Annotated in this window: 11 protein-coding genes; 8 read left to right on the top strand and 3 right to left on the bottom strand. The window is 45.4% G+C overall.

Annotated features, from left to right (window positions below; all coding sequences use genetic code 11):
* Nucleotides 1-7 precede the first annotated feature (7 nt).
* The gene (locus tag SPEA_RS16040; RefSeq protein ID WP_012156265.1) at nt 8-1,120 is read right to left on the bottom strand and encodes a YtjB family periplasmic protein; all 1,113 of its coding nucleotides are present in this window, start codon (nt 1,118-1,120) and stop codon (nt 8-10) included.
* A 78-nt stretch (nt 1,121-1,198) separates the two neighbouring features.
* Here SPEA_RS16040 and serB point away from each other — a divergent pair, with 78 nt between their 5' ends.
* Nucleotides 1,199-2,206 carry a phosphoserine phosphatase SerB gene (serB, locus tag SPEA_RS16035; RefSeq protein WP_012156264.1) on the top strand — a complete coding sequence of 336 codons (1,008 nt, stop codon included), beginning with the start codon at nt 1,199-1,201 and terminating at the stop codon, nt 2,204-2,206.
* 309 nt (nt 2,207-2,515) lie between these two features.
* Nucleotides 2,516-3,424 (top strand): alpha/beta fold hydrolase, encoded by a 909-nt coding sequence (locus SPEA_RS16030; RefSeq protein ID WP_012156263.1) that lies wholly within the window; start codon nt 2,516-2,518, stop codon nt 3,422-3,424.
* Between the two features lie 70 nt (nt 3,425-3,494).
* Here the strand turns inward: SPEA_RS16030 and SPEA_RS16025 are convergent, their stop codons facing one another.
* Nucleotides 3,495-4,106, bottom strand: a complete 612-nt coding sequence (locus SPEA_RS16025) for a response regulator transcription factor (RefSeq protein WP_012156262.1) — start codon at nt 4,104-4,106, stop codon at nt 3,495-3,497.
* 232 nt (nt 4,107-4,338) lie between these two features.
* Between SPEA_RS16025 and SPEA_RS16020 the strand changes: the two genes are divergently transcribed.
* From SPEA_RS16020 to SPEA_RS16000, 5 genes are all read left to right on the top strand, one after another.
* Complete coding sequence (locus tag SPEA_RS16020) at nt 4,339-6,123, top strand: sensor histidine kinase (protein WP_012156261.1); 1,785 nt, start codon at nt 4,339-4,341, stop codon at nt 6,121-6,123.
* Nucleotides 6,124-6,466: 343 nt separating this feature from the next.
* On the top strand, nt 6,467-8,743 hold the full coding sequence (gene phsA, locus SPEA_RS16015; protein WP_012156260.1) for a thiosulfate reductase PhsA: 2,277 nt from the start codon (nt 6,467-6,469) through the stop codon (nt 8,741-8,743).
* Nucleotides 8,744-8,755: 12 nt separating this feature from the next.
* Nucleotides 8,756-9,328 carry a 4Fe-4S dicluster domain-containing protein gene (locus SPEA_RS16010; protein WP_012156259.1) on the top strand — a complete coding sequence of 191 codons (573 nt, stop codon included), beginning with the start codon at nt 8,756-8,758 and terminating at the stop codon, nt 9,326-9,328.
* Nucleotides 9,325-10,272: an NrfD/PsrC family molybdoenzyme membrane anchor subunit gene (nrfD, locus tag SPEA_RS16005; protein ID WP_012156258.1), complete on the top strand. Its 948-nt coding sequence runs from the start codon at nt 9,325-9,327 to the stop codon at nt 10,270-10,272. Before SPEA_RS16010 ends, nrfD begins: the two co-directional genes overlap by 4 nt.
* A gap of 241 nt (nt 10,273-10,513) precedes the next feature.
* Nucleotides 10,514-12,349, top strand: coding sequence for a DUF3413 domain-containing protein (locus tag SPEA_RS16000; RefSeq protein ID WP_012156257.1), 1,836 nt, complete (start codon nt 10,514-10,516; stop codon nt 12,347-12,349).
* A 389-nt stretch (nt 12,350-12,738) separates the two neighbouring features.
* Here SPEA_RS16000 and SPEA_RS15995 read toward each other — a convergent pair whose 3' ends face one another.
* Entirely contained in the window at nt 12,739-13,470 is a 732-nt protein-coding gene (locus SPEA_RS15995) for a DedA family protein (RefSeq protein WP_012156256.1), read from the bottom strand.
* Nucleotides 13,471-13,890: 420 nt separating this feature from the next.
* On the opposite strand from SPEA_RS15995, the gene SPEA_RS15990 reads away from it, so the two are divergent.
* A complete protein-coding gene (locus SPEA_RS15990) occupies nt 13,891-14,352 on the top strand; it encodes a DUF2127 domain-containing protein (protein ID WP_012156255.1) in 462 nt (153 codons plus the stop codon).
* Nucleotides 14,353-14,430 lie beyond the last annotated feature (78 nt).

Raw genomic sequence — 14,430 nt, 5'->3', positions numbered from 1 at the left:
TCGTTAATTAATCTTCATCTTTGGGATCTGCTTTTGATTCAGCTTTAGGTTGTACTTTTTGTGTAGCAGTTGACTCGGGTACGGCTTTTACCTTTGGCTTTACAGGTGCTTTAGGTTTTACGCTAGGCTTAGTTTCATCGCTGGTTTTCGGTTTAGCCTTTGCTTTAGGTTTGGCTCTTGGTTTCGCTACCGGCTTGGTACTAGCTTCAGCTTTAAGAGTGCTTACTTTTGGCTTAGCTTTAGCTTTAGCTCTAGGCTTTGCGGCAGGTTTCTCTGGCACAGGACCCTTTGTATCAATGTTGGCTAAGTTTGAAGCAACAACGGCTGAAGCCTCCATTGCAGGTATTGACCCATTTACTGTTGCCGAACTCGCTTTAGGCGCCGAATCAGTAGCGGTTTTTACTTCTTCCGCTTGACTGGTATCCGCTTCTGATTTGACAGTTGAAGATTGTTTTACAGCCTGCTTTTTAGCGGCTTTTGCTTCAGCCTTTTCATTTTTTTTAGCTAGTAACCGGCGTAGTTTAACCCTGGCTTTACGTCTATCGAAATCGGCACGCTTGAAAGATAGTGCGCGGGATAGCAACATGCCAATCAGGCCTGCGATAAGCAGCATCATCTGTTGCTGCTCCATGTTGATTTGATGCGCCTCTTTAATCTCATTAAAGAAGTATTTAGGTTCTAGACGCACCTCTACGTAACCTAAGTTCTTACCATCTTGAGAGACGGCCTCAACATAGGGCGGGTATTGCTCCAAGATACTGGTTAGCTCTTCAGAGTTCGGTTCTAACTCTTCATCGATAACGCTTTGGGCAAACGACAGTCTAACTCCATCTTCGCTGAAGATGCTGGCCGACATCACTTTAGGATCTAACACCAATGCTTGAGCAAGCCATTGTAGCTGCTCATCATTCTCTAACTGTAGGGCCGGTGCAGCACCATAAGCTGTTTGTTGAACCAGCAATCTTGCCATCTTTTCTGTTTGGGACTTTAGAAGCTGCTGTCCTTGTAGTAGGCTAGTTTCCCACAACTGATCGAGACCGATGAATAATGCGATCGCTACCATGATTTGTAATAGGCGACTTATTCGATGGCTCTTTTTTAGGCCTTTTAAATAGAACACTGAAACCCTTAATTTATTGTGTACTCACCTAATCATAATTGATTATGTCTGTGCTCGGTAGTTGGAGAGCCATAACTAATGGAAAGTTTGAGTCAATCGACTGTTTTTGCTTGGTTAAGTACCGAAGGTAGCATGTCTTTTACTGCTGGTGAACAAATCTATTCACGCCATCTTGAAGCTGATTATCCTAAAGGTTTTTCTCGTTATAGAATTTTATTCGCTGAGTTAGATAGTCTTAGCGAAGACTTATTGCAGGTGACTCATACTAGCTTAAATGTCTGGCTTGCATCCCTCGATGGCAACCTAAGTTTGGCATTGATCGTGCGTGACTGCGGTTTAACCTGTATCGAAGTTTGCACCTCAATACCTTTGACCAGCGTACAAATAGCCGCAATTAGTGAGACGGTGTCCCTAGAATTGTTTGAGTTAACCGTCGATGCACCACAGTTAAGTCAAGCGGGGCTGTTGGTGATGGACATGGACTCAACCGCAATTGAAATCGAGTGTATCGATGAATTAGCCGAAATGGCTGGAGTAGGGCCTGCGGTTGCGGAAGTGACAGAACTCGCCATGCAAGGCGAACTCGACTTTGAACAGAGTCTTAGGGCGCGGGTCGCCAAGCTTAAAGGCGCCGATGCCGAAATTATCGATACCCTATGTGCCAAGCTGCCACTCATGCCGGGTCTTAAGGAGATGATTGCAGAGCTGCAGAGTCATGGCTGGCGCACAGTGGTTGCTTCAGGCGGATTTACCCCCTTTGTAAACCACCTTAAACAGTTATTGGCGCTAGATGCCGCTTTTGCGAATAAGCTAGATATCGAGAGCGGCAAACTACTTGGCACTGTGTCTGGTCAAGTGGTTGATGCGCAATACAAGGCTGATACCGTGCTTAAGTGCGCCAAGCAGTGGCAGATAGCGGCAGGGCAAAGAGTAGCGATAGGCGATGGCGCGAATGATATCCCGATGATTAACACTGCCGACTTTGGTATTGCTTATCATGCTAAACCTAAATTGGCTCAAGCTGCTGATGTTAGTATTAATCGACTTAACCTTAAAGCCTTACCTTACTTGTTTCAACGCACTTAGGCTCAAAATATAGGTTCTATATATAGGTTCTACATATAGGATTTACAGGCTAGGCTATAGAGAATAAGTATTCCTCCTTAGGTTACTCTGACCTGTTTTGTACATAAATCGAAAAGCTCATGGCAATTTGTTATGAGCTTTTTCTGTTTAAAAGTGCTGGTTATCATCTTGATCCTTTTGATTGATTTCAACCATACATGTTTAAAAGCTAGTATTAGCGACGGTTTCAAGCACTAACTTAGAGTCTTTACTCTTGTTTTTAGACTAGTATTTCAGTAGCTTAGTTTAAAAAAATAAGAGTCTTAACCATTGAATATTCAGCAAAAATCTCTGTACATTCCCTATAATCACGGTCACCTGCACTTAAGGCAGATTATTCCTGTTCAAGCCGATATGAGTAAACCTCCGGTGCTCATGTTGCATGGCGCCATGTCAAACGGCCGTGTGTTCTATAGTGATTCAGGTAAGGGGCTAGGTTGTTATTTAGCTGACTCTGGCGTGGTGGTTTACGTGTTAGATACCCTTGGACGAGGCTTGAGTGAGCCTAAACTCGCTCGTGGTTTTAAGACTGGGCAGGGGGAGGTTATTAGGGAGCAACTCCCTCTAGTTCAGCAGTACATTCTATCGCTGCACCCTAAGGCTAAAAGAGTACATTGGTGTGCTCACTCCTGGGGAGGAGTCTTGATGGCCAGTGCGATTGCCCGTTATGAAAACCTGCAGCAGTCGGTCGCCTCTTTAGTGACCTTTGGTAGTAAACGCCGTATCGAGGTAAAATCGGTTAAAAAGTGGTTCAGTGTCGATCTCGTTTGGAACAAGATTGCCCCGCTTATCGCCTGGCGCAGCGGCTACTTGCCTGCCGATAAATTGAGAATAGGCATGGATAATGAGTCCCGAGCCTCGTTACGCCAGAGTATCGACTGGGTGCGTGGCGACTGGGTAGACAGTGATGATGGCTTCGATTATCAACGGGCAGCGAGTGTTGCTCAGTGGCCGAAATCTTGGTTTATCGCGGCCAAAGGCGATACGGTATTGGGTAACCCAAGCGATGTGCAGCGGATGATACGAGAGTGCCAAATAAAGCAGGTTGATTATACCTTGCTGTCAAAAAAGCAGGGTTTCAGACATGATTATGATCACGGGGGAATGCTAACCCATAAAGATGCCGTGAATGATCACTTCCCTCGCGTTAGAGACTGGTATCATAGTTTTAACGGTTAATGGCTACTCGTGGTGTTAAGTCTAGTAATTTTAAGACTCGTAATCTTAAAGCGAATAGCCTACTGAATATTTATCCGTTCTTCTCTGCTAACAATGGCGCGAGTTTGACTAACTCAGCCAGGTTGCTCACTCCGAGCTTAGTCATCAGTTTTGAGCGATGAACTTCGATAGTACGAATCGCAACACAAAGCTCATTTGCCATCTGCTTATTGGTATTGCCAGCAATGACTAATTGGAAAATCTGGGCTTCCCGCTCCGACAAGGTATCGATTAAGGCTTGGTCTGTGAGTTTCAGGTGCTGTTCAAGACTGTTGGTTAGCCCTTTAGCAATAGCTTGTGCCAGTATGCTCCCCTGAACGGGCTTTTGGAAGAAGTCAAAAGCGCCATTCTTAAAAGCATCCACAGCCATAGGTACATCGCCATGGCCAGTTAAGAAAATCACCGCCAATGGGCTGTTAGCATCGCTTAGCAGCTGCTGCACCTGAGGACCAGTCAGCCCCGGCATTCGTGCATCTAAAATTACGCATCCAGCTAGGGTTAAGTCGACCTCTTTCAAGAAACGATCGCCACTGTTAAAGCTGCGGAGTTGATAGCCAAAACCTTCCATTAGAAAACTGATTGAGTCGATAATCGCTTCGTCATCATCGACGAGATAGACTGGACCATTGAGCTGTTGTTGCACACCGAACCCTTATCTTTGCAGGTATTTAAATGATAGATATCCCAGTTTGTCGCTTTAATCCAACAATAATCTATAAAGCATGAATTGCATCACGCTCTAAAAATACAGGCCTAGCGTAAGCTATTGCTAAATAAGTCCTATTTTACATTGAGTGAGTGCACAATACCTGAGTGTTCCCTCGTTACGGCTTTATTTGTAAATAGTGAATGACGTTGATTCTAAGGAAATTTAATTGTCTCGGTTGTTGCTTTGTATTTGTGTGCTTTTGTTTTCATCGGTGGCTTGGGCTAAGCCGCAACAGTTCTATGTGGGCGTACTAGCAAACTGGGGGCATCAGCAAGCAGTAGAGCGTTGGACACCTATGATGCAGTATCTCAATGAGCAGGTGCCTGATGCCGAGTTTCATGTGTACCCGGGAAACTTTGAGGCGCTAAATTTAGCCATGGAGTTGGGGCAAATTCAGTTCATCATCACCAACCCTGGACAATACCTATACCTCTCTAATCAATATCCCCTGTCTTGGCTTGCAACCATGCGTTCCATGCGCCACAGGGGCACGACCTCGGCCATTGGCTCGGCGATCATTGTTAAGGCCGATAGTGAGTATCGTACTCTGTATGATTTAAAGGGAAAAATTGTTGCGGCGAGTGATCCTCATGCGCTAGGTGGATACCAAGCAACAGTGGGTTTGATGCACAGCTTAGGCATGGATCCTGAAACCTACTTTGGCCAGACCAAGTTCCTAGGCTTTCCCCTTGACCCTTTGCTTTACCAAGTGCGAGACGGCAATGTGGATGCGGCCATTACCCCTTTGTGCACTCTAGAAGACATGGTGGCGCGTGGATTAATTCAGCGCGGGGAGTATCGAGTGCTCAATCCGAGCCGCCCCGAAGGAGTAGAGTGCCAGTGCAGTACCACCTTGTATCCCAACTGGTCATTTGCCGCGACTGAGAGCGTCAGCACTGAGCTTAGTAAAGCGATCACCCAGGCTTTGCTTGATTTGAGCGCCGATAACCCGGCAGCCATTCAAGCCCAGTTAAAGGGCTGGACATCGCCTATTAGTCAATTAGCGGTAATTAAACTATTTAAAGAGCTGCATGTTCAGTCTCCAGATAACAGCCGCTGGGATTCGGTTGAGCAATGGCTTAAGGATAATCGTCATTGGGGCATTTTATCTGTTTTAGTGTTTATTATTGCGACCTTGTATCACTTGTGGATTGAATACAGATTTCATCAAAAGAGCAGCTCCTTGATTGAGTCCGAGCGGCAATTAAAGCAGCAAGCGGTCGCGCTTGAGCGCTTACAGAGTGCTTCTATTATTGGTGAGATTGGTGCAGGCTTGGCCCATGAGATAAACCAACCTATCGCGGCGATTACCAGTTATAGCGAAGGTGGCATCATGCGCTTACAAGGCCAGCAGCAAGCCGATGTTGAGTCTTGTATCGCACTACTAGAAAAAATTCATAAACAATCGACTCGTGCGGGTGAGGTAGTACATCGAATTCGCGGCTTGCTAAAGCGCCGAGAGGCGGTAATGGTCGATGTGAATATTCTTACCTTAGTCGAGGAGAGCATTTCACTATTAAGGCTTGAGCTTGCAAGGCGCGAAATACAGATTAATACTCAGATTAAGGGCGAACCATTCTTTATTACCGCCGACAGGGTCGGCTTATTGCAGGTGCTGATAAATCTTATTAAAAATAGCTTAGATGCGATTGCTGACAGTGAGAATGCCCGTGTTGGTAAAATTAATATTGAGCTGGATTTTAAAGAGTATCAAGTGAATGTGCGTATTACCGATAATGGTCCCGGCTTAGCATTGGACTCAGACACGGTTATGGCAACCTTCTACACCACAAAGCTTGATGGTTTAGGCCTTGGGCTTGCCATCTGTAGAGAGGTGGTTAACGACCATAATGGACACTTTTTACTGAGTAATAGGGAGGATGATGCTTTAGGCTGCGTGGCAAAGGTTTACTTGAAGAAGCGTGGTAGCGAAGCACCCATTGAAGTTTAGTTTAAACAGTGTTCATCGTATTTTAAGTACACTAATGTGCGGCTATTAAGCCGCACATTTTGTATCGAAAATATGCAGTAACTAGCAAAATTTTCAATTTTTTTTCTTTATGTGGTTTACCACAATTTACACTTTCATTTGGCTGTGTTGGTGCAAATTTGAACTGTGAATTGCCTCACAAACGCTGTCATCACTCATCCTGTATGTGGTTTACCACAATATTCAATTTTTCTTCTCTCAATAACAATGATGAAAACCTTAGGAAGAAGTTGATTGTGCTAAGCAGTTAACTTGGGCTTTATCTAAAGCGCTCCTAAGGACAACTGTCATTGGGAGATTTATCATGAAACTAGATCGGCGAACCTTTATCAAAGGGGCCGGAGCGGGTACAGCGACTTGCGCATTAGCGACGCTGCCAGGCTCCTTAGCTGCCTTTGGTGATTCACAATTGCAAGGTAGTGCAGAGTCTGTAGCCAGTATTTGTGAGATGTGTTCAACTCGCTGCCCGATATCGGCACGTGTCGTTAACGGCAAGAACGTATCGATTCTGGGTAATAAAAACGCCAAATCTTTTGGCGGTGCAGTTTGTGCTCGCGGTGGTGCGGGGCATAGCCAGCTTTATGATAAACAGCGCATTGTTAAACCATTAAAGCGTGTTGGTGAGCGTGGTGAAGGTAACTGGCAAGAGATTGAGTGGGATGAAGCCTATGAGCTAATTGCGCAGAACCTCAATAAGATCAAAGCCGAACATGGCGCCGAGACTGTTGCTTTCTCATCTAAGTCTGGCTCATTATCCGGGCATCTTTTCCACTTAGCCAAAGCCTTTGGCAGTCCAAATACCTTTACCCATGCATCGACCTGCCCTGGCAGCTATGTTATCGCGGCAAAGGCGATGTTTGGCGGTAAAATTAAGCGTGATTTAAGCAATTCTAAGTACATCATTAACTTCGGTCATAACCTCTACGAAGGCATCAACATGTCTGAGACAAGGGGCATGATGAATGCACAAATGGAGAAAGGCGCTAAGCTGGTGGTATTTGAACCACGCTTCTCGATTGTGGCGGACAAGGCTGATGAGTGGTACGCGATTAAACCGGGCACCGACGTTGCTGTGGCATTGGCAATTTGTCATGTCTTGATTGAAGATGGCCTATACGATAAAGCTTTCGTTGCCCAGTATGTATCGGGTTTTGATGAGTTCGCCAAAGAAGTGAAGGCTTACACGCCAGAGTGGGCCGAGTCTATTAGTGATGTGCCTGCCGAAGACATTCGCCGTATTACTCATGAATACGCAGCGGCTGCCCCACATGCGATGGTAGATTTTGGTCACCGTTCATCGTTTACTCCTGAAGAGTTTGAAATGCGCCGTGCGCTTTACGCAGCCAACGTATTGATTGGTAATATTGAGCGTAAAGGTGGCTTGTACTTTGGTAAGAAGGCAGCGAGTTACAACAAGTTTGCCGGTGAGGCGGTCGCACCAACCTTAGCTAAACCGGGTGTCGATGGCATGCCAAAAATTGATGCTAAGCGTATCGATATGGTCGATGAGCAGTATGCCCTAACTTGGTCTTCGGGTGGTATCTATCAAACCATTCTTGATGCAACGCTGGAAGCGACGCCGTACCAACTACGCGCTTGGGTAATGAGCCGTACGAACCCTATGCAGACCATGACTGACAGAGCACGCATCGTTAAGACGATGCAGAAGCTCGATTTTATAGTGGCTTGCGATATCTACATCAGTGAGAGCGCGGCTTACGCCGATGTCTTCCTACCTGAGTCTACTTACCTCGAGCGTGATGAAGAGATTGCCGATAACTCGGGTAATCACCCTGCTTACTATGTGCGTCAACGTGTCGTAGAAACGATTGGTGACACTAAACCGAGCTGGTTAATCTGGAAAGAACTTGCTGACAGGCTTGGTCAAGGTCAATTCTTCCCTTGGGAGAACATGGAAACCTTACAGCTGTTCCAAGTACAGCGTGACTTTGACTTATTGAGAAAAATTAAAGATGACGGTTACGTCAGCTTTGGTAAGCCGCTAATGCTACGTGAGCGTGGCATGGTGAGAGACTTTGTTAATACCTACCCTAATGCAAAAGCGGTCGATGAAGATGGCACTTATGCAAGTCAGTTAAGCTTTAAGACACCAACAGGCAAAATTGAATTGAGCTCTGCCAAGGTCGAGAAGATGGCGGCGGGCCGCGGCGTTATTCGCTACCGTGAAGTGACGATGAAAAAAGCCGATGAGCTGTTTTTCATTCAAGGAAAAGTCGCGGTGCACACTAACGCGGGTACTCAAAACGTACCAATGCTTGCGAATCTAATGTCAGACAATGCCGTTTGGATCCATCCCATTACCGCGGGTTTACTAAAGATCGCCAGTGGTGACAAGATTAGGATTTACAACGATACCGGCAGCGAAGAGGGACATGCTCTCGTGACGCCAGGTATTCGCCCTGACACCGTATTTGCCTATATGGGCTGCGGCTCAAAGAACAAGGAGCTTGCTCGTGCCACCGGTAAAGGCGTGCATTGTGGCAACCTACTTCCCCACGTGACTTCTCCGGTGACAGGCATGAATCTGCATACCACCGGCGTTAAGATTGCCAAGATTTAATCGGAGTTAATTATGACTAAGCGTTATGTTCTCGTGCACGATGAAAACAAGTGCATTGGCTGTCAGGCTTGTAACGTGGCTTGCCGTAGTGAAAACAATGTGCCTGAGTCGGTGACTCGTATTCAGGTGAGAATTGAGGGGCCTTACGGCAACTTCCCGCACCTACATTTTAAGTATAACCGCGTCTCTTGTGAGCAGTGTGAAAACGCGCCTTGCGTTAAGGTGTGTCCAACCGGCGCAGCCTATGTTAATGATGACGGCATTGTATCGATTAACGAGAAGAAGTGTGTCGGCTGTCTATATTGTGTCGCGGCTTGTCCTTACAAGGTGCGTTTCATTAACCCTGAAACCCGAGTGCCTGATAAGTGCGATTTCTGTAAAGAAACACGCTTGGCTCGAGGTGAAGAGCCTGCTTGTGTCACGGTTTGCCCAACCCAAGCACTGGTGTTTGGTGATGCCAATGACATGACATCGGAAGTGCGCAAAGTGCTAGACACAAAAAATCACTACCAACAGAAGGTAAACCTTGGCACTGAGCCACGTGTCTACCGCATTCCTAGCCGTAAAGGAGGGATCAAAGCATGAACAATATCTGGGGCTCTATGGAGCAATACGATCCGGTAGTTTGGAACTGGATCATCGCGGTGTATTTGTTTATGGCGGGCTTATCTGCTGGCTCAATGCTGGTGGCGATAGGGCTCAAGTGGTACAAGCAGAGTCGTGGGCAGCCGACCGAAGGCTTACCTGTAATTAAGGCTGCGGCGGTAATTGGCCCAGTTGCTATCTGTTTAGGTATGGCGCTGCTGGTACTGGATTTGACTAAACCATTTGAGTTTTATCATATCCTGCTCAATTACAACCTAACCTCTGTGATGGCGTGGGGTGTTATCGCACTCTTAGTTTATATTCCGTTAGTGTTTGTGTTTGCGGCGCTGGTATTTGAAAAACAAGTTCTGCAATACGCGCCTTGGCTTGCGGGGACGCTAAAGGTTTGCCGTCAGGTAGAAAATAGTCTAAATAAGCTGATTTTCGCTCTGGGTCTTGGTGTCGGTGTATACACAGGCTTCTTGTTGTCGGCGATGATTAGCTACCCAATCTTGAACACTGCTGTACTGCCAGCATTGTTCCTGGCTTCTGCTTTGTCAGTGGGGTCAGCGGGTAATATCTTAGTGGCAACTTTGTTCTTCAGTAAGAAAGAATCAGACTGTATAGAGCAAGTGCACCGCATCGAATACCCTGTAGCCTTTAACGAAGCGCTTTGTTTAGTGCTACTGTTTGTGGGGCTTAACTTCTCAGGCCCTGCTGCGCAGGCGGCGACGGCGGCAATTACTACAGGAACTTGGGCCAGTGTATTTTGGATTGGTGTCGTGGGCTTAGGTCTAGTGGTGCCAGTGCTTGCCAGCACGATTGCACCTAAGGCGTGGCGTCACACCAAAGGCTTCTTAATCACGGTATCGTGCAGCACTATTCTTGGCGTACTGGCATTGAGACACTTCGTTGTTTACGCAGGGCAGAGCTATATTAGCTAATCGCTAGTGGTTTTATCCTAAAGTGTTAATCAAAAATAGCGGCTCTTTTGGGCCGCTATTCTTTTTCTATTAATTTTTCAACGGCCTCTTAAACAGACTTGGCGTGGTAATTATGGCTTTTGATGTGGTCAATTAATTTCTAGTTAGAGTAATTGTGAACTTTGTCACGTATTTGTGGAGGGTGAGTGGTTAGACTCCGCGCTTTTCATGTTTCCTAGTATGGTAAGGGAGACGAGCTGGAATGGTGAAAATGTTACCTTTACGCGCACGAATGAAATCTCACGCTGTGCTAACACTAATCAATAGCTTGATATTTATAGTGTTATCTGTGAGTTACTTGGATTACCTTCCTGCTAACCTGACCTCTCTAGACTGGAGTTATATCGTCATTGCTACAGCTGGGCAGATGGGCTTACTTGCAGGACTGTTAGGCTTGTTTAGTTTGCCGCTTAGCTTGATTAAATCGACTCAGGTTAGATTGTTATCAACATCGGTTATTTTTACTTTAGCACTGATTACCTTATATGGTGATACTCAGGTTTTTGCCCAGTATCGCTTTCATATTCAACCTGTACTGGTTGAAATGATTTTCTCCGGTGGCATCGTCGAGTTCTCGGTGGCAAATTACCTGTTTGGCGCATCTATGGTATTGCTGACATTAGCGCTGCAATGTGGACTCTATTGGTTGATATTGACTCGTGGAGGAAACCGACTCAGGCTGGCTGGCCGCTATCTTGCGTACCTACTTTTCTTGTGTGTGCTTACTACGCACATCATCCATATATGGGCAAGTGCTAATGCTGTAAATTCAATTACCAACTTTAGTCGCTTCTTACCGCTGTTTTACCCCGCGACAGCCAACCGGTTAATGCTTAAGTATGGTTTAGTGAATGAAGCTGAATTGGCTCAGCAAAATAAGCTGAAAATCGATAATAAGGGAAATTTATCTTACCCTTTAGCACCAATAAGTTATCAGCAGGTCACGCCCACTAACGTTCTCTTTATTGTGATTGATTCTTGGCGTCACGATAGTTTTAGCGCGGAAGTAACCCCAAATATTTGGCAGTACGCTCAAGATGGTCAGGTGTTTAAGCAGCATTACTCTACTGGTAATGCGACTCGTGCAGGAATATTTGGCTTATTTTATGGCTTACCAGCCACCTATTGGCATAGTTTTTATCGTAATCGCGAATCGCCAATTATTATGGATAGAATGCAGCAGCTGGATTATCAGCTAGGTATTTTTTCTTCTGCGCACCTATTAAAACCAGAGTTTGATGAGACGGTTTTTGTTCATGTACCGGATCTAAGAGTACGTTCAAAAGGCGAGACCAAGCCAAGCAGAGACATTGAGATCACTCAACAGTGGCTCGAATGGGATAAACATAAAGATCCTACGCGACCAGCGTTCTCATTTTTATTCTATGATTCTCCCCATGGATATGATTTTCCAGAGGATTACCCGAACAAATTTGAGCCACAAGTGTCTCGAATGGATTATTTAAGCATCGATAATGATACCGATAGGCTGCCAATTCTTAACCGCTACAATACCAGTGTGAACTTTAATGATTCACTGATAGGCAAAGTACTCACTCAGCTCAAAGAGTCGGGAGAGTTGGCCAATACATTAGTGGTGATCACCGGTGATCATGGTCAGGAAATCAACGACAACAAGCAAAATTTTTGGGGACATAACGGTAATTTTACCGACCCTCAAATAAAAGTGCCTTTTATCATGTTTGGCGCCGATCTTAAGCCTGGAGTGAATCAATACTTTACTGACCATATGGATTTAGTTCCTACGCTGATGCAAAACTACTTAGGCGCTACAGGGCCTGCAGAAAACTATACAGCTGGCTATAACTTGTTTGAGCAGAATGCGGATAGACGCAAGTGGCTTATTCTTGCAAGTTACAGTGATTATGCCTTAGTTAACGAAAGCAGTATTTTGCATGTTTCTGGCGCCCAAGGCGGTTATCAGTATATGGATAGACACAATCGCCCTAAAGAAGGTAAGCCTGATTTTCAGCAGTTAAACCAAGCTTATGAGTTGATGAGACGTTACCTGGAGTAAAAATCGGCTGTGGAGCTTATTGAGCCCGTAATGAATTAGCTGGGTGAACTACAGTGAAGAGCAACTGTATTAGTTACTGAACAAGAAACCGTGTGGCTTATGCCTCACGGTTTTTTTATATCTCGTGGTTTTGTGGATCTAAATCAGATTCGAGTTAACAGGCTTTACTTTGGTATGCAGTTTGGGTATTCGGTTTGGAGGCAAGGGCCGGATATTATTTGCGATGGTTCTAGCTCTAGCTTGGCGAAATCATAATTTAGCTGATTCGGCTCACAGGCCTAGGTTGAAATCAAACAGGGGAATTAGGTAATAAATAGTTGGAGATAAAGCATGCCATAACAGGCTGAATTCAAACTGGCCCTGTTAGATACAGGGCCAGAAGCCAAGAGTTACTTAGCGGTTTTCTTTAGTGGTGTGACTGGCTTTGCAAGCACCGTTTCTTGTATGAGCTCTGCGACCGGTAATTTCTTCATCCGTCTTTTCTTAATAATAAAGCGGCTCAATAGGCTTACTATAGCGATAGCTAGCGTCACGAATGGGGCTATGATTAGCGCCATAGTGACGACCCGCGCGATGTTTTCAGGCAGGAAGGATAGTGCGTAGCCAAAACCGAGCAGTAACGTAACCCAAATAGCGGCGCTCAACCAGGCAAAGTAGTGAAAACTAGTTACTTTCTTAATATGAAGCCCCATCATTAATGGTAATAATGGGCGCACAACAGGAATAAAGCGCGCGGTAAACAGGGCTAATAATCCGTGTTTGTTAAGTAAAGTATCAACCGTTTTCATACGATTTTCTGGTACGGCATCGATCCAACGCTGTATTTTAGGTAGTCTGTGTAACCATCGACCTTGAATGAAAGCTAGCCAGCTCCCTGTTGCGCCAGCAATGACTAAAGCGGCAAATACCGTAGGGAAACTGATGATTCCAGCAGCGGCTAGGCTGCCGGAGAGTATCACAACACTATCACAGGGCATGGGGGCTGCGGGAAGAAATGCACTCTCTAACCAGATTAAGGTGAAAACGCAAACGTATATCATGGTTGCGCTGCCAGGGCTTTGCAGTGAAGCGAAGTCTTGTTGCCATAGGGCTGTAATGACGGAGACAAATGAATCTAGCATTGTTGGTGTTCCTAAAGGGGCATAGTACTCAAGGCAAATGCTTATGTGGCAGAGGCTTGAGAGAGTTGCTACTCGTGGTGTTATAAGTGACAAAAGCGTCGCTAAACACCGTCGATTTATAGACATAAATCGCCTTAGTTAGCACTATACCTCAGGAGTTATCTGCGCTAATTAACTATTCTCTTTCATTAATAAAAATACATCTTGGGTTCATCATTAATTAATGGAAGACTGTTTATTGGTCACCTTTGTGGCTGGGATTAGCCAGCCTTAGTAGCATATCATGGTAAAAATTGTAGAGAAGGTTGTGCATCATTAAAGGTAATTAATGAGGCTCTCAAGCATTGTAAAAAAGCGTAAAATTAAAGGTTCACACTATTTAATAGCTAGAGAGCTGCATAGCAAGCCCTAAAGGATCTCATGTCATCAGTTAACAAAGGCTTAAAAGCCATCGCACTTCTAGAGGCCACGAAAGGTGTTATATCGGTATTGGTTGTCTTTGGACTGCATAAACTCGCAGGGCAGGATATTCAGATGGTGGTGGAAGAGTTACTGCGGCACTCTCACTTAAACCCTGCTAATCACTTGGTGCAGGAGGTGATGACACAGGCTGGCAAGGTGACAGAGGCTAATATCAACTTGGTGATAGCGGGGGCCTTACTTTACGCCGGCGTACGTTTTATCGAAGCCTATGGATTATGGCATAGCCTAGTGTGGACAGAGTGGTTTGCATTATTAAGTGGTGGGATCTATCTGCCATTTGAGGCCTATGAGCTATTCGCTAAACCTAATCTAGTCACGGCTGCGGTGTTAATGATTAACTTAGTCGTTGTGGGTTATATGTACAGAGTCATAAAACACAAGCCGCATCCTAAGTCTTAGGGTTATTGCATAATGCCAAGTTGCCTGTACACGTGACTTGGTTAGCGGCGGCTCAACTCTAATAACTTAGAAAGTAAC

The organism is Shewanella pealeana ATCC 700345 (assembly GCF_000018285.1).
Classification (GTDB): Bacteria; Pseudomonadota; Gammaproteobacteria; order Enterobacterales; family Shewanellaceae; genus Shewanella; species Shewanella pealeana.
Note: the sequence above shows the minus strand (reverse complement) of the source record. Positions and strands in the feature narration are given on the sequence as shown.